Raw genomic sequence first — 15,876 nt, 5'->3', positions numbered from 1 at the left:
CGCGCGGAGCTAATTGCCGTGCGCGGTTGCTTTATATTTTTCTCGGCAAGGGGCCTTTGAGCGGCGCCGCGCAGGCCCAAGCATCAGGAGACCGCAATGAATCAAGAGGTCATGAATCTCTTCAGTCCGGCCGTGCAACCGCAGGCGTTCGATCAGATCCAGATTTCGATCGCGAGCCCGGAGAAAATTCTGTCCTGGTCATTCGGCGAAATCAAGAAGCCCGAGACGATCAATTACCGCACCTTCAAGCCGGAACGCGATGGCCTGTTCTGCGCCCGGATTTTTGGTCCGATCAAGGATTACGAATGCTTGTGCGGCAAATACAAGCGGATGAAATACAAAGGTGTCATCTGCGAAAAATGCGGTGTCGAGGTGACATTGTCACGTGTGCGGCGCGAACGTATGGGTCATATTTCACTCGCGGCGCCGGTTGCGCATATCTGGTTCTTGAAATCCTTGCCGTCTCGCATCGGTTTGCTCCTCGACATGACGTTGAAGGACATCGAGCGTATTCTTTATTTTGAATCCTATATCGTGCTCGATCCGGGACTGACGCCGCTCAAGGACCGTCAACTTCTTAACGAGGAAGATTACCTCCGCGCGCAGGATGAATATGGCCAGGATTCCTTCACAGCCCTGATCGGCGCTGAAGCCATTCGCGAAATCCTGCGCAATATGGATCTGAAACATATCGCCGAGGGGCTGAAGGTCGAGATTGCTGAATCGACGACGGACCTCAAGCCGAAAAAACTCGCCAAGCGATTGAAGATCATCGAGGCCTTCATGCATTCCGGCAATAAGCCTGAATGGATGATCCTCACGGAAGTTCCGGTGATTCCGCCTGACCTTCGGCCCCTGGTGCCTCTTGACGGCGGCCGTTTCGCGACCTCGGATCTAAACGATCTCTACCGGCGCGTCATCAATCGCAACAACCGTCTGAAACGGCTCATCGAATTGCGGGCGCCGGACATCATCGTGCGCAACGAGAAGCGGATGCTGCAGGAGGCCGTCGATGCATTGTTCGACAATGGCCGCCGCGGCCGCGTCATCACCGGCGCCAACAAGCGGCCGTTGAAGTCGCTCGCCGACATGCTGAAAGGCAAACAAGGCCGGTTCCGCCAGAATCTGCTTGGCAAGCGGGTCGATTATTCCGGCCGTTCGGTCATCGTGGTCGGGCCAGATCTCAAGCTTCATCAATGCGGTCTGCCGAAAAAGATGGCACTCGAGCTATTCAAGCCGTTTATCTATTCGCGTCTTGACGCAAAGGGACTGTCTGCGACCGTCAAGCAGGCAAAAAAGCTGGTCGAAAAGGAAAAGCCGGAAGTTTGGGATATTCTCGACGAAGTCATCCGCGAGCATCCTATCATGCTGAACCGGGCGCCGACGTTGCACCGTCTCGGCATTCAGGCTTTCGAACCGAAGTTGATCGAGGGTAAGGCTATCCAGCTGCATCCCCTCGTCTGCGCCGCGTTCAATGCGGATTTCGATGGCGATCAGATGGCTGTGCATGTGCCGCTTTCGCTCGAGGCGCAGCTTGAAGCGCGCGTTTTGATGATGTCGACGAACAATATTTTGCATCCGGCGAATGGCCAGCCGATCATCGTGCCATCGCAGGATATTGTGCTTGGCCTTTATTATGTTTCGCTGATGCGGGACGGCGATATCGGCCAGGGGATGGCGTTCTCCAATATGGGCGAGATCGAACATGCCTTGCATGCCAAGGCTGTCACCTTGCACACCAGAATCAAAGGGCGGGCATGGAGCTTTGATGAGAAGGGTGAACGAGTCTCAAAGATTTTCGAGACGACTCCTGGCCGGATGATTCTGGGCCAACTGCTGCCGGACCATATCAAAATTCCCTTCGATGTCGTGAACAAGCTCATGACGAAGAAGGAAATCTCGAACATGATTGATATCGTCTATCGCAATTGCGGGCAGAAGGAGACGGTCATTTTTTGCGACCGGATCATGGCGCTCGGGTTTCGCGAGGCGTTCAAGGCCGGCATTTCCTTCGGCAAGGACGACATGGTCGTTCCGGAAACCAAGCCGCGTATCATCGCCGAGACCAGCGCGCTCGCGAAGGAATACGAGCAGCAATATAATGATGGGCTCATCACCCAGGGCGAAAAATACAACAAAGTCGTCGATGTCTGGATGAAATGTTCGGACAAGCTGGCCGAAGAGATGATGCTGCGCATCTCGTCCGTGCAGAAGGACGAGAACGGCCGCGATAAGCCGGTCAATTCTATCTACATGATGTCGCACTCTGGTGCGCGTGGATCGCCGACCCAAATGAAGCAGCTGGCGGCGATGCGCGGGTTGATGGCAAAGCCTTCGGGAGAGATTATCGAAAGCCCGATCATTTCCAACTTCAAGGAAGGCCTTACCGTGCTCGAGTACTTCAACTCGACGCATGGCGCGCGTAAGGGTCTTGCCGATACCGCTTTGAAAACCGCGAATTCTGGCTATCTCACGCGCCGTCTCGTCGATGTCGCGCAGGATTCGATCATCACGATGACCGATTGCGGCTCCACGGGCGGCATTCGTATGCGCGCCATCATTGACGCGGGACAAGTTGTCGCCTCGCTCGCAACACGGATTCTTGGACGAACCACGGCCGAGGATTTGAAGGACCCATCCGGGGCGATCATCGTCAAAACGGGCGAGATGATTCAGGAATGGCATATCGACCGCATCAATGCGGCCGGAATCCAAGAAGTGAAGATCCGTTCGGTCTTGACCTGCGAAGCTAAGAATGGGGTCTGCGGCAAATGCTACGGCCGCGACCTGGCGCGCGGGACGCCGGTCAACATGGGCGAGGCCGTTGGTGTCATCGCAGCGCAATCGATCGGCGAACCGGGTACGCAGCTCACTATGCGCACGTTCCACATTGGGGGCGCGGCGCAGATCGCCGATCAGTCTTTCATCGAATCCAACTTTGATGGCGTTGTGAAGGTTCGCAACCGGCATCTCTCCCGCAACAGCGAGGGAGATCTCATGGTCATGGCGCGCAATGTCGCGATCGTGGTCGAGGGTCCAGATGGCACGGAACGCGCGGTTCACCGGGTTCAATATGGCGCGAGACTCAAGGTCGACGAGGGCGACAAGATCAAGCGGGGCCAGCGGATCGCTGAATGGGATCCCTATACAAGGCCTATTCTGACCGAGATCGATGGAACGGTCGCATTCGAGGATCTCGTCGAAGGGGCCTCCATGACGGAGACCATCGACGAGGCAACCGGTATCGCCAAGCGCCTCGTCATGGACTGGCGCCTCAACCAGCGCTCGGTGACTTTGAAGCCCGCGATCGTAATCAAAGGCGCGGACGGCAAGATCGGCAAACTGCTCCGCGGCGGCGAGGCGCGTTATGCTCTGCCAGTGGAGTCGATCATTAACGTCGATCCGGGAGGGAAGATCAAGGCTGGCGATATCATTGCGCGTATCTCGATGGATTCGGCTAAGACGCGCGACATCACTGGCGGTCTGCCGCGTGTCGCTGAATTGTTTGAAGCGCGCCGGCCGAAGGACCACGCGATTATTGCCGAGGCGTCCGGCATCGTGCAATTCGGGCGCGACTATAAGAACAAGACACGCATCTCGATCATTCCCAATGAAGAGGGCGCGGAACCGATCGAATATCTCATCCCCAAAGGCAAGCACATCCATCTCCAGGATGGCGATGTCATCGAAAAGGGCGATTATATTGTCGATGGAAATCCCGCGCCGCACGACATTCTTGCGATCAAAGGAGTCGAAGAACTCGCCGCCTATCTCGTCAATGAGATTCAGGAAGTCTATCGTTTGCAAGGTGTCAGCATCAACGACAAGCATATCGAGGTGATTGTCCGGCAGATGCTGCAGAAGGTCGATATCGTCGATCCTGGCGACACCGAGTTTTTGCCCGGCGAACAGGTCGATCAAACCGAACTCGAGGAGGCCAATGCCGAGGCGCTCGCGGCGCGGAGAAAGCCGGCCTCGGGCACTCCGGTCCTGCTTGGAATCACTAAGGCGTCGCTGCAGACGCGCTCGTTCATCTCGGCTGCCTCCTTCCAGGAGACGACGAGGGTTCTGACCGAGGCAGCGGTCAATGGCAAAACCGATACGCTGGAAGGCTTAAAGGAAAACGTCATTGTCGGCCGCCTCATCCCAGCTGGAACAGGGGCTGCGATGGCCAAGCTTCGCCGCGTTGCAAACATGCGCGACGAAATGATTTTGGCGCAAAAAGCCGAAAGCGCGGCGGCGGCGGCAGTTCCGTTGCTCGCAAAGCCTGATGACGCGCCGGTTGGAGAATAGAACGGCCGGTTGCGGCCGGACGGTGCTTCGCGCCGTCCGGCTGAACAAAATAAGGGGGCGGATCCTGGCGTTGTCGCGGCGAGGGTTGCCTCAAAGGGGGTAGTCCGGAGACGTTTTTGCCGGAGTTGCGCCTTCTGGACTCGCGATTTGGCAGAACGGCGCGCTTGCTTCCCTTTAAGGCGGCACCACCTGCACCCGCCAAAGGCTCCATGCGATGACCAAAGCCGCCGCAGGCGCTCTAGTACTTTTTTCTGGGGGCCAGGACTCGACAACGTGTCTTGCCCTGGCGCTCGACCGCTTTACGAGGGTTGAGACGGTCGGGTTCGATTATCGCCAGAGGCATCGAGTCGAACTCGGTCAGCGGGACATCATTCGTTCGTCGCTCCGCCGCGATTTTCCGGCTTGGCGCGACCGCCTCGGTGAAGACCATCTGATTAGCATCGAGGCATTGGCGCAAATTTCCGAAACGGCGATGACCCATGATGTCAAGATCGTGGCCGATGAGCACGGACTACCCAATACATTCGTGCCCGGGCGTAATCTTATCTTTCTGGCATTCGCGGCGGCGCTTGCCCACCGGCGCGGCTTAAAATTCATTGTCGGCGGCATGTGCGAAACGGATTTTTCCGGTTATCCGGATTGCCGCGACGACACGGTCAAAGCCATGCAGCTCGCCGTGAACCTTGGGATGGACGCAAGATTTGTGCTGGAAACGCCGCTGATGTGGCTCGATAAAGCGGCGACCTGGCGCCTCGCGCAAACGCTCGGCGGTGACGTCCTCGTCGCCCTCATTCTGGAAGCCACCCACACGTGCTATCTCGGTGACCGTGGGATGAGGCATGACTGGGGATATGGTTGCGGCAGCTGTCCGGCCTGCCAGCTTCGCGCCGAAGGGTGGAGGAAATACACCGCGCAAAGGGAGGCAAAATGACCTGCGTTTCTGAGCGTCTTAGCGGTTCTTAAGCTCTCGCGCTTTCTGTGCCGGCGAGGTGGCCGTATCTCAACGGCCGATTGCGGCAACGGTTCTTTCGGGCATAAGTGCCGCTGCGGAAAGCTCTGGCATTTCGTTCATTAGGCAGAGCGCTGCCTCCACGGCGGCGAGCGCTTCATCCAGCATTTGCCGGTTCCGCGTCCGGTTCCATAAGCCCCCCAACGCACAGGCAAGTTTGATATGGCTCCTCGCAGTGTCGAGCGGCGCCTCGTTTGCCGGCCGCGCCTCAAGCGCGGCGCGGTAGACCACGGCCGCCTCTTCGAGGAAGGCATTGTCGTTTTCTCGTTCTGCGATTGTCACAAGCGCATCGTCAAGATTGGCGCGCGCCGCCGCCAAGTCAGAGGGAGCGAGATCGCGGCAGCGCTCGTCCAAAATGGCCTGATAAGCGGCGGCCGCCTGATGCAGAAGACCAATACCGCCCGCCTCCTCCCCAAAAGCCTCGAGCGCTTCGCCAGGATTGCTTTGAGTTGCAGCCCAAGCAAGAGGCGCATGGTCTGAATCAATGCCGTTGAGGGCCTTCCGATAGGCATCGATAGCTTCCGCGAGGCGTTTGCGGTCACCGCCGTCTTCGAATCCGAGTGCTGCAAGCGTGTTGCCAAGGCGATTGACCACGCCCGCCCAATCAAATGGCGCAGTTTCCAGAGTGTGTTCCGCGAGAGCCGCCCGATAAGCCTCGGCGGCCTGACGCAACCGTTCCGGATCGCTTTTCCGTTCGCCGATCAGCTGCAAGGCATCGCCAAGATCAATTTGAGCTTTCGTCCAATCGGCGGGAGCGCGCTCGAATGTCGATTCCTCGAGAGCGGCAAGATAGACGTCGACCGCCTCCCGCAGCGCCCCGGTATCATTTTCGCTTTCACCCAGCAGTAAAAACGCGCCGCCAAGATGGTGCTGCGTCGCGGCCCATTCGAGCGGCAATCTCTCACGCCCGACAAGCCCAAGCGCGCGATGGTAGATTTCGATCGCTCGGAGCACATTTTCGCGAGTACCAAATTCGCGGCAGTCTGCGCTGAGCTCCTGCGCTTGCGCGATCAAGTGCCGCCAGGCGCCGATGCCACCCTCATCCGCGATCAGAGCCGCCGCCGCGTAGCCCTCCGCAGCAGCACAAAACCGCAATTGCAAATGATCGATCATTGCCTCTCGCACGTAGTATTCGGCTTCCTCCCTGCATGTTGCGATCGGAAAAGTCCATCCTGTTTCCCGGCCACGCTTGAGGACCTTGCTCGCAGCTTCGAAATCACCCCGATCAATGAGCGCCAAAGTTTCCGCACGGAGTTGCGCATGGCCTGGGCCTTCGTCCTCCCAATTTGTCAGACTTAACCGCAGTGTTGCCAACTCGGCGGCCGCTCTCCGTATACGCTCCGGGATCGCGGTGCTGGGAACGCCGGCGCCGATAAGTATTGCGAGAATTGTTTGCAGAGGAGCCAGTGGAACGCTTTGCGATCGGGAGCATGCAAGAAGCTCCGTGGCGAACCGCATGGATGCCGGACCTGGAGGATCGCTTAGCTCCGATTCCGATTCTCCGCTTGCGCCCGCGATCTCGATCGCAGCTTTCTCAGGTGTTTTCTTGGATCTGAAGTGATTTACAATAATAAAAACACAAAATAATAATACAAACATCGCGACAGTGCCGCTAAGTACGGTTATTTCATTACTTATTCTTAAAAAAAAATTGTGAAAACTTGTATCTAGAAAACCGAGATGGCCAGCCATATGCGTCTCCAGCTCGTATTATCTCCGTGCCTGTGCGCCAAGATATCGGAAGCAGCCAAATAACGAATGAAAAAACTCTCCGAATAAACTCTTGCGGTATCCGGTTTTATTTGTCGGAAATCTCGTTAGCGGAGGCATCACCGGCCTATCCTAGGCGCGCGCGCCACGGCGCAACCAAAGCAGCTGATCCCGCGCCGTTCCTGTTGCAGATGGGCCACGTTCCCGCGGTTTGTGCGTGTAACCGCTCGGATTTGCTCACAATTATTGTGACCTCAGTGATCTGATCTGTATGATCATCACTTAGCGAGATCGCTGGGAGCTGACCGGCTGAGGTTCGTGGGGCGGGGGCAAATCCGATGGATGCGCGGCGAACGATGCTAAAAGTTGCGGGCGCGGCCTGTGCTGCAGTAAGTTTGGTTGGCACGCAAGAGACCCGAGCCGTCGAATACGGCGTCGGCGAATATTTTCTCGGTCTCGAGATTCCGATGTCCGGATATATACCGCCGCCAGGCGTGTTTTTTAAAGATTCGTATTATCTCTATCACGGCACAAGTCCGGGGCTCAATGTACAATTCGTTTTCAACATTGCTCAGGCCGGCTATTTCATAAGTACCGATCTTTTTGGCGGTGCGACCGTTGGGATTTTTGCAACTGTTCCCTATGTTGGGGTTGAGAATTCAATCCCCGTTTCATTCAGAGATTCCTCTGGGTTGACTGAGACATCCCGTCTAAACGCAGGTATATCCAGCATCGGCGATTCAGACTATAGCGCCGTCATGGGCTGGCACGAGGGCGACAATAATTGGCTGGTTGCTCTGACCGCTTTCACTCCGACAGGAAACTATAATCAAAATAGATTTGTACAGACGGGCCTAAACCGGCCTGGCATCGACATTAAAGGAGGCTACACGTTTCTCAGCCTGCGGACGGGAATGGAAGTCTCGGCCGCGCTGGGCATGACATTTAATGCACTCAATACCTTCACTAATTATCAAAGTGGCACGGAACTCCATTTCGAATGGGCCTTGAACCAACATTTCCCGGTCGGGCTCGCGGTTGGCGTCGGCGGATACTTTTATCAACAGGTGACCAACGACTACGGATTAGGCGACACTGTCGGTCCCAACAAAGGCCGTGTTGCGTCAGTTGGCCCTTTGCTATCCTACACTTTGAAGGTCGGCGACCAGGAAGTGAACCTCAGTGGCCGCTTTTTTCACGAATTCGCTGTTCAAAACAAGACGCGGGGAGATGCGATTTATACCACACTCAGTTTTCGGCTTTAGGCACCGCAAAATCCTGTCCACAACAACTAACCCTAAGTGGCTTAGTCTATTCGCGTTTTATCCGCGAATTCCCCCGCGTAGTAACGTCGGATTAGCTCATTTTGTTCAGGAGTCAGTCGATCTTCGGTAACCGCTTTCTCAGGCTTATCACCGAACAGGATGTTAGGTTCGGTGCCTTCATACATGCCCAGGTTAGGGCGCTGGACGCAGTAACCAAGCATGTCCTGCAGCTCTTTATCGAAATACTTGCCAATTTCAGGAGGAGCAGCAAAATATTGATTTTCGGACTGCCGCAGCCAGCCTAGACAATAGCTCATTACCACCCCTGTGCGCGGCAACTTGCTATAATTGGCTCCGCCACAATGCAAAAGTGAACCAACGTAAACGAGTACCTCGCCGGGAGCCATTTCGGCCTGGGTGGCCTCTTCAACTTTTGGTAAGCGGGCTTTGTCTTCCCAGTTATGGCTTCCAGGTATGACGATGGTTGCCCCATTTTCCTTCGTGAACTCACTGTAAGCCCACATAGCATTGATCATAAACTCGAATGGCTTATGTTCAAAGGGAAACAGAGCATCGTCGCGGTGAACAACCTGTGGCCGTTCCCCAGGCCAGATTTGGATACCCTGTGTCAGGTTAAGCTGAATTTTGTCGCAAAATGGACCCAGAATTTGATTCATGATTCCGACAATTTGAGGCAACATGATCATGGTGCGGCAGGTTTTCGATTTGGCCGCTAGCGAGTGGGTGCGCTTGGTAAGCTCACCGTAAAAAAGGCCCTTACAGAAATCGGCCTTCTCAAAATCTGGATCAAGCTCGTTGCGTAGATCGCGATAAGTCTCCCTGCTCAACAACCCGGAAATGATCACGGCACCATCGCGATTCATAATGCTAACAGCTTCATCAATGTCTGTATTTGCAGTAATTCTTTGAACGGATGCTGTCATCTCGTATTCCCCCTAATAGGCCTTAAGAAACTAATGATTGAATTTCGTGCGGGTTTAAGCAGGCTCCGTAAAGTGCAACAGCCCTTGTCTCGAATTCTTCAATATCCGCAAGGTGTACGCAATAAGGGAATTTCAGCATTTCCGTGTCCCCTTTAAAATTTTGTGTTGGGGTATGGAGGCGGTTCCGTAAGGCCAATCGCTGAGAAGCGACCTCAACATAGCGGCAGCGCACCGTCATTATGATCAATAGCCCAACGAATTACCAGAGCTCTGCAGGGCTTCGTTTCGAGGTTACGCTAACCAAACCTTTACCTTAGCTTTGGTGTTCGGTGTTTGTGATGATTTCTATGGGAAAGTAGCCAGTGATTACGGTTCTTGGCTGTTCTTCGATGCTTTCTGCGTCAAATGTTCTTTAGCTTAACGATTCGCCTTACGCGCCAAAGCGTGATGCAAATGGAACCCACCGCTCGTCCAGAAATCGGAAGGGAGGATTGGGGAGCTCTATCGAGACTAGTGTCCCCCCACGCAAAAATCTCTTCCGCCAAGACTTCAATTGGCGGAAGAGACAAGAAGACCTGCGCTACGGCTTGATCAGAACAGATGACGGAACACAAAGAAGAGGAACGCCGAAAGGCCGATCGCACAGGGTAGCGTCAGCACCCAGGCGAGCAGCAGGCTGCGCACGGTCGACATCTGCACGCCAGAGCCGTTGGCGGCCATGGTGCCGGCGACACCGGACGACAGCACATGCGTCGTCGAAACAGGTAAGCCGAAACTGTCCGCTGCAGCGATTGTTCCCATCGCCACGAGTTCGGCTGCCGCTCCCTGGCCATAGGTCATATGTTCTTTGCCGATTTTTTCGCCAACCGTAACGACAATCCGTTTCCATCCAATCATGGTGCCAAGCCCGAGCGCCAGCGCGACCGACACCTTCACCCAGTCGGGAATGAATTTGGTCGCATTGTCGAGACTCTTTTTGTAAGCGGCGAGCGTTGCAATATCCTGTTTCGAAAGCTCTGCGGCCTTGTCCTTTTGCAAGAACCGGATCGCCTCGGAGGCAAGATACATATCGTTACGGGTATTGCCCACTTGCGCCGCCGGGATTTTTCCGAGCGTGCCATAGGTTTGGACATCATTCGCGATACTGCGGATGAGCACCGCCAGCGAAGGATAAGTGCCTTCATCGAGATGGTGAGCCGTCAGATAATTGGTAACAGCCGGGCGCGGATCGCTGAGAACGCTGTAGCCTGCCGCCTTAGCCTCGACGACCTTGGAGGCCGCTTGCGAGTCCTTAACGAAACTTGGCACGTAAGCCGCTGGCAGTGTCCGGTTCAGAGCATAGGCCGTTGGCACCGTGCCGATCAGGATGAGCATGATGAGGCCCATGCCCTTTTGCCCATCGTTCGAGCCATGCGCGAAGGAGACGCCAGCCGAGGTGAAAATGAGAAGCCCTCGAATCCACAAGGGCGGTACTCCGGTGCCCTTCGGCTCACGATAGAGCTCGGGCTTGCGGATGATTAATTTCATGAGGAGAAGAAGGATCGCGGCACAAACGAAGCCCACGACCGGCGAGAGCAACAGCGCATAGCCGATCTCCGTCGCCTTGCCCCAGTCGACGCCGGACGTGCCGTCGCGCCCGCGCATCAGCGCGTTGGCAACACCGACGCCAATGATGGAGCCGATCAATGTATGCGAGCTGGATGCTGGCAGGCCGAGCCACCATGTGCCGAGATTCCAGATGATGGCTGCGATGAGCATTGCGAAGACCATCGCAAATCCAGCTTCGGAGCCGACTTGCAAGATCAACTCGACGGGCAACAGCGAAACAATGCCGAAGGCAACCGCGCCGGAGGACAACAGAACCCCGAGGAAATTGAAGAACCCAGACCAGACCACGGCGACGGGAGGCGCGAGCGAGTGCGTATAGATCACCGTCGCGACGGCATTGGCCGTATCATGAAAGCCGTTGACGAATTCAAACCCAAGTGCAATCAGCAAAGCGACGCCAAGCAGAAGAAATGGCAAGATGCTCGTGACCGTGGTTCCCGCCGCCGCGATGTCCCTATAAATATTCCAGGCTGCGAAGAAGAGCCCAAGGGCCATGATAGCGAGGAAGATCAGGATCGTCTTGATCCCCATCGGGTGATCGAGCTTTGGCTGCGGACTGCCGACCTGTGTGGATGCGATATCTCTCGAGGAAAGGGCCGTCATCGGATGCCTCCTGGGGTGTCCGCGACGGTTAATGGTGGCGTATGACGGGCATGTGACTAACGCCACCGCAAGACCCTTAATTGTGCGATGCAGCAGGAAAGATACGTGCCCCGGCGCATTCAGCAACGCTATTCGACACATGTATATCTATCTGGATTTGCTGTTTTGGCGGTGAAGATACAGCAGCAGGAAACCGAAGAGCGGGATAAAAATGTCGGTCCAAAAAATCACACCCGCATTACCGGGTGCGAAATTATGGGCGGTGACCATTTGGTACACATGACCGGCGGCGGCTCCGAGCAAGAAAATTCCGGGCCCGAGGATCGCCGCAAGACGAAGGTCGAAACTTCCGAAAGCGGCCAAGAGGCCGACGACGGCAAAGCCGAGGCTCGCCGCGCCGACTTCAAATTGGAACGGGCTGTCGGCCCAGCCGATAAACTTCGCCGCCATCTCGCCGAAGAATGCGTGGATGACGAAGTTGTAGTAATTGCCGAGGCCGATGCTAAAAAATATGTACCACGAAATAAGCTTTTCGACGATCAGGCTACAATCAATCAGCCGCCGCGAGCGGATGATGGCCGCCAATGAGAAAATCAGCCCGAGGATGAAGAAACTCAGCGAATAGTTCGATAAGATAAAGGTTAACATCACGCGGAGAATGTCTGCCATCTGAAACTCTTCTGGCGTTGCCATCAGTCGCGAGCAATGTCCGGCCTTGGAGCCGGAAACAGTGCATCCGTCTTGCCGGACAATCGATAAGCCAAAAGTCCAATCCATTCCCGCACGCCACATTCAAGCATCGACAATTTGTCGAGCGCGGGAGCTGTCATCTGAAAGTCCCGTTCATCGCCAAAGGTCCGATAGGCGACCGGATATGGCACGACCGGAAAGCCCGCGCGGCGGAAGATGCCGACTGAACGCGGCATATGCCATGCCGAGGTTACAAGCAGCCAGGTCTCGCCTGGCTTCGGCTTGACGAGCTCGCGCGTGAACACGGCATTTTCGAAAGTATTGCGGGACTTTGCCTCGAACATCATGCGCTCGGCGGGCACCCCGAGGGAAAGCCAAAGCTCGCGGGCGCTGATCGCTTCCGCCGGTCCCCCTTCGGGAAAACCGGCGGAACCGCCGGTGTAGATGAGCCTGGCATTGGGATAACGGCGCGCCAATTCAACGCCGCTTGTCATCCGGGCCGCATCGGCGTTAAGCCAGACCTGCCTGCGCGCTTCGGATTTTGGCGTGTCCACTGCGCCACCGAGCACGATGATCCCATCCGGCGCCGGCATATCGGCGGCCGGTGTCGGAAACCGGTCCTCCAAGGGCCGTAATATCATTGCACCGATCGGTGTCAGCATGCCAATGGCAAGCGCGATAATCGCACTGGCCATGAGCGCTCGACCCGCCCGCGCGAAACGTGTGTACAAAAAGACGATGCCTAAAACGCCTACGAACATCACCAGTGAAACTGGCTCGGCGATGAGCCAGAAGATTTTCGAGGCAGCAAAAAACATGAGAGTATCCCGGAGGCATATCGAAGAAACCCGCTTGCGCGCTATTTCGTGAGGCGGTTCAGAAGGATGCCATGCGGAAAATGAGGACTATGAGGTCTCCGCCGCGTCCTCGCTCCCGGTTTCCTCCTCCGGTTCCGCGGCTGCTGGAATTGCGTAAACGCCGCCGAGCCAGCGATGAAGATCGATATCGGCGCAGCGCTTCGAGCAAAATGGGCGGGTCACGAACTCCGAGGGTTTTCCGCAGATGGGACACGGCGCCGCAGCCTGTTCTGACATAAGGTTCTTGGAGGGGTTTCCTGTCATGGTTCTGGCCACTGCGGAGGTGAGGAGGTCACACTTTATTCAGCCAAGCAACATAGGCGGGAAAGCCTTCCCCGGAAAGCAGGGACATGGTTTCATAAAGCGGCAAACCGACGACCGCCGAATAAGATCCAACGAGTTTTTGAACGAAGGCACCCGCAAGGCCCTGGATCGCATAGCCGCCAGCCTTGCCGCGCCACTCGCCCGATCCGAGATAGGCTTCGATTTCGGCTGCCGACAAACGCTTGAATCGCACCCTCGTCTCAACGAGTTTATGGCGCCCGCGGCCTTTGGGCGTGATGAGATAGACAGCGGTGTGGACCCGGTGTGCCCGCCCCGACAAAAGACGCAACGATTGTGCCGCCTCCGCCACGATCTCGCACTTCGGCAGGATACGGCGTCCGACGCTGACGACCGTATCGGCCCCGATGACATAAGCTCCTGTAAGTTCCGCCCGGCGTTCGGCAATCGCCGCGGCGGCTTTCGTTTTTTCTTGGGCGAGCCGCGCGGCAAGAGTCCGGGGCAGCTCATTTTTGCGCGGGGTCTCGTCGAGATCGACGGGAAGCAAGGCATCCGGTTCGATGCCGATTTGCTGCAGCAGTTCGAGTCTTCGGGGCGACGCCGAAGCCAGAACGAGGCGTGGCCGCCAAGCCTTATCGCCGCTGGTCATGGCGACTCTCCATTGCCAAACTCGCGATCATTTGAACCGGTACGTAATGCGGCCCTTGGTGAGGTCATAAGGGGTCATTTCCACAAGAACCTTGTCGCCGGTGAGAACGCGGATACGGTTTTTGCGCATCTTTCCCGCGGTGTGCGCGATGATCTCGTGATCGTTCTCGAGTTTGACGCGAAAAGTCGCGTTTGGGAGCAATTCGACGACAGTCCCAGGGAATTCAAGCAATTCTTCCTTCGACATTTTATTCCTTAAATTTAGACTGCCATCGCTCCGCTGCGGCCTGGCCGGGTATTCGGCGCGGACCCTAATGGAGAAACGCAGTTTTGTGAACTGGCGCGGGAGGCTTTCCAGCCGGGTGAGTCCCGAGGCCTATCAAGAGAACGCAGGCCCAGGGGGTGTTCCAGGCAATTAAGAGTAAGTACTTCAAAAGACTAATGTTATTATCGCTCTTGAGCGGGGGGTGGCGGCTAGGTTCTGGGAGCCCCCGCCCGCCTCGCGGCGTCCTCCGCCACATAGGCATTGAAGCGGCGGATCGCAAACGGAATGGTCGCAAGATAGACAAAGGTCAAACCGATCAGCATTTCCATCGGAAAGATCGCCAGCAGCAGCATGCAGGCGACGACGCCGAAAAGCACAACGATGACATATTCGCGCGGAACGCGGCCGATTTTTTTGCCGGAAAAATGCGGGATACGGCTCGCCATCAAAAGCGCCACGACCAACACATAGGCGATTTCGAGTGGCACCACGGCGTGTACATTGGGAACCGCGAGAATCGAGAGGTTGAGGTACAATGGCAAAAGCGCGACGATGGCGCCGGCGGGCGCGGGCATGCCGGTAAAAAAATGCGCTTGCCAGGCGGGCCGGTTCGGATCGTCGATCATGACATTGAAGCGGGCGAGGCGCAGCGCCGCCGCGATCGCGAAAACAAGCGCCGCGAACCAGCCGAAACTCTTCATCTCGTGCAGGCCCCAAAAATAAAGGATGAGCGCCGGCGCGACACCGAAATCCACGAAGTCCGCGAGAGAATCGAGTTCGGCGCCAAACCTCGAAGTGCCCCGCAGCACGCGGGCGATCCGTCCGTCCAATCCATCCAGTATGGCGGCGGCGATGACCGCGACAACGGCGATCTCGAATTGGCCTTCGATCGCGAAACGGATCGCCGTGAGACCCATGCATAGCGCGAGCAAGGTGACGAGATTGGGCACGATGATGCGCAGCGGCACCGCGCGCAGTCCCCGGCGGCGCGGCGGCTGGCGGAAATCTTCAAATCCGCCGGAATCGTCGCGCAGCGGCCGCACTTTCCCGCCGTAAGCTTGGGGGTTGACTTCCCGGACGCCGTGGTCTTGACGCGGATCTGGTGCTTCGTCTTTTGGATACATGCTCATTTTTTCAACATAAAGAGACGTGGTTCCCGCCACAAGATTTGATTGCGGGTAAAAAGCGCCTGTGATTTACCAATACCCAGATCATCTGGTAAGCACTCCAATTATCCATGTCATCCGGCGCGGCGGCGGGCCATAATCTTAACACTGTCCGGGCTAAAGCATGCGCGTGACGAGCGAAGGCTTGGGCTGGCGCGGCCGGAGCGCCGGTATACAAAAAATGCTGTAATACAGAGGAGGCGCGTGTGGCGGACGGTGACGTGGTTGGACGGGCTCTTGCAAGCGCGATCGAGAAGCGGATGCTGGAGGGGTGCGGTAAGTTAAGCGGGGTCACCACCATTGATGGCGTTGTGCAGGTGACCTTCACGGGCGTGACCGATGATGCGAATGTCTTCGACACTTTGAGCGGCGCTCTGCTCGATGTGCGCCTTTTGTTGGAAGTCCAGCCTGATATTGACGTGAAAATCCGGCGAAAATAACGAATCACCGCACGGATTTGATGTTGCCATAGATATTGGGGTGAGTACGACAACGCTTCGGGCTTCTGCTAAAAGAAGGCGCCGCGGGTGTTTGAC

13 protein-coding genes are annotated in these 15,876 nt (G+C 56.4%); 4 read left to right on the top strand and 9 right to left on the bottom strand.

Going from position 1 to position 15,876, the window contains the following annotated elements:
- The first annotated feature begins 96 nt into the window (after positions 1-96).
- Positions 97-4,293, top strand: coding sequence for a DNA-directed RNA polymerase subunit beta' (gene rpoC, locus QEV83_RS02100; protein ID WP_280129645.1), 4,197 nt, complete (start codon positions 97-99; stop codon positions 4,291-4,293).
- Between the two features lie 214 nt (positions 4,294-4,507).
- The gene (gene queC, locus QEV83_RS02095) at positions 4,508-5,224 is read left to right on the top strand and encodes a 7-cyano-7-deazaguanine synthase QueC (protein ID WP_280129644.1); all 717 of its coding nucleotides are present in this window, start codon (positions 4,508-4,510) and stop codon (positions 5,222-5,224) included.
- A 69-nt stretch (positions 5,225-5,293) separates the two neighbouring features.
- Here queC and QEV83_RS02090 read toward each other — a convergent pair whose 3' ends face one another.
- A complete protein-coding gene (locus tag QEV83_RS02090) occupies positions 5,294-6,760 on the bottom strand; it encodes a hypothetical protein (protein WP_280129643.1) in 1,467 nt (488 codons plus the stop codon).
- Positions 6,761-7,350: 590 nt separating this feature from the next.
- On the opposite strand from QEV83_RS02090, the gene QEV83_RS02085 reads away from it, so the two are divergent.
- Positions 7,351-8,277: a transporter gene (locus QEV83_RS02085; RefSeq protein WP_280129642.1), complete on the top strand. Its 927-nt coding sequence runs from the start codon at positions 7,351-7,353 to the stop codon at positions 8,275-8,277.
- 41 nt (positions 8,278-8,318) lie between these two features.
- Here the strand turns inward: QEV83_RS02085 and QEV83_RS02080 are convergent, their stop codons facing one another.
- From QEV83_RS02080 to pssA, 8 genes are all read right to left on the bottom strand, one after another.
- Positions 8,319-9,221: a phytanoyl-CoA dioxygenase family protein gene (locus QEV83_RS02080; RefSeq protein ID WP_280129641.1), complete on the bottom strand. Its 903-nt coding sequence runs from the start codon at positions 9,219-9,221 to the stop codon at positions 8,319-8,321.
- A 591-nt stretch (positions 9,222-9,812) separates the two neighbouring features.
- On the bottom strand, positions 9,813-11,432 hold the full coding sequence (locus QEV83_RS02075; RefSeq protein WP_280129640.1) for an inorganic phosphate transporter: 1,620 nt from the start codon (positions 11,430-11,432) through the stop codon (positions 9,813-9,815).
- A 147-nt stretch (positions 11,433-11,579) separates the two neighbouring features.
- Entirely contained in the window at positions 11,580-12,101 is a 522-nt protein-coding gene (locus QEV83_RS02070; protein ID WP_280129639.1) for a DUF6790 family protein, read from the bottom strand.
- A gap of 23 nt (positions 12,102-12,124) precedes the next feature.
- Entirely contained in the window at positions 12,125-12,940 is an 816-nt protein-coding gene (locus tag QEV83_RS02065) for a YdcF family protein (protein ID WP_280129638.1), read from the bottom strand.
- A gap of 87 nt (positions 12,941-13,027) precedes the next feature.
- Positions 13,028-13,243 carry a DNA gyrase inhibitor YacG gene (gene yacG, locus QEV83_RS02060; protein ID WP_280129637.1) on the bottom strand — a complete coding sequence of 72 codons (216 nt, stop codon included), beginning with the start codon at positions 13,241-13,243 and terminating at the stop codon, positions 13,028-13,030.
- A gap of 28 nt (positions 13,244-13,271) precedes the next feature.
- On the bottom strand, positions 13,272-13,910 hold the full coding sequence (locus QEV83_RS02055; protein ID WP_280129636.1) for a Maf-like protein: 639 nt from the start codon (positions 13,908-13,910) through the stop codon (positions 13,272-13,274).
- A gap of 27 nt (positions 13,911-13,937) precedes the next feature.
- On the bottom strand, positions 13,938-14,156 hold the full coding sequence (infA, locus tag QEV83_RS02050) for a translation initiation factor IF-1 (RefSeq protein WP_135048479.1): 219 nt from the start codon (positions 14,154-14,156) through the stop codon (positions 13,938-13,940).
- 227 nt (positions 14,157-14,383) lie between these two features.
- The gene (gene pssA, locus QEV83_RS02045; protein WP_280129635.1) at positions 14,384-15,304 is read right to left on the bottom strand and encodes a CDP-diacylglycerol--serine O-phosphatidyltransferase; all 921 of its coding nucleotides are present in this window, start codon (positions 15,302-15,304) and stop codon (positions 14,384-14,386) included.
- Between the two features lie 242 nt (positions 15,305-15,546).
- Between pssA and QEV83_RS02040 the strand changes: the two genes are divergently transcribed.
- Entirely contained in the window at positions 15,547-15,780 is a 234-nt protein-coding gene (locus tag QEV83_RS02040; protein ID WP_280129634.1) for a hypothetical protein, read from the top strand.
- Positions 15,781-15,876 lie beyond the last annotated feature (96 nt).

The organism is Methylocapsa sp. D3K7 (genome assembly GCF_029855125.1).
Classification (GTDB): Bacteria; Pseudomonadota; Alphaproteobacteria; order Rhizobiales; family Beijerinckiaceae; genus Methylocapsa.
Note: the sequence above shows the minus strand (reverse complement) of the source record. Positions and strands in the feature narration are given on the sequence as shown.

Coding starts and splice junctions, on each gene's coding strand:
- rpoC (WP_280129645.1), top strand. CDS start 97: ATGAATCAAGAGGTCATGAATCTCTTCAGTCCGGCCGTGCAACCGCAG.
- queC (WP_280129644.1), top strand. CDS start 4,508: ATGACCAAAGCCGCCGCAGGCGCTCTAGTACTTTTTTCTGGGGGCCAG.
- QEV83_RS02090 (WP_280129643.1), bottom strand. CDS start 6,760: ATGCGGTTCGCCACGGAGCTTCTTGCATGCTCCCGATCGCAAAGCGTT.
- QEV83_RS02085 (WP_280129642.1), top strand. CDS start 7,351: ATGGATGCGCGGCGAACGATGCTAAAAGTTGCGGGCGCGGCCTGTGCT.
- QEV83_RS02080 (WP_280129641.1), bottom strand. CDS start 9,221: ATGACAGCATCCGTTCAAAGAATTACTGCAAATACAGACATTGATGAA.
- QEV83_RS02075 (WP_280129640.1), bottom strand. CDS start 11,432: ATGACGGCCCTTTCCTCGAGAGATATCGCATCCACACAGGTCGGCAGT.
- QEV83_RS02070 (WP_280129639.1), bottom strand. CDS start 12,101: ATGGCAGACATTCTCCGCGTGATGTTAACCTTTATCTTATCGAACTAT.
- QEV83_RS02065 (WP_280129638.1), bottom strand. CDS start 12,940: ATGTTTTTTGCTGCCTCGAAAATCTTCTGGCTCATCGCCGAGCCAGTT.
- yacG (WP_280129637.1), bottom strand. CDS start 13,243: ATGACAGGAAACCCCTCCAAGAACCTTATGTCAGAACAGGCTGCGGCG.
- QEV83_RS02055 (WP_280129636.1), bottom strand. CDS start 13,910: ATGACCAGCGGCGATAAGGCTTGGCGGCCACGCCTCGTTCTGGCTTCG.
- infA (WP_135048479.1), bottom strand. CDS start 14,156: ATGTCGAAGGAAGAATTGCTTGAATTCCCTGGGACTGTCGTCGAATTG.
- pssA (WP_280129635.1), bottom strand. CDS start 15,304: ATGAGCATGTATCCAAAAGACGAAGCACCAGATCCGCGTCAAGACCAC.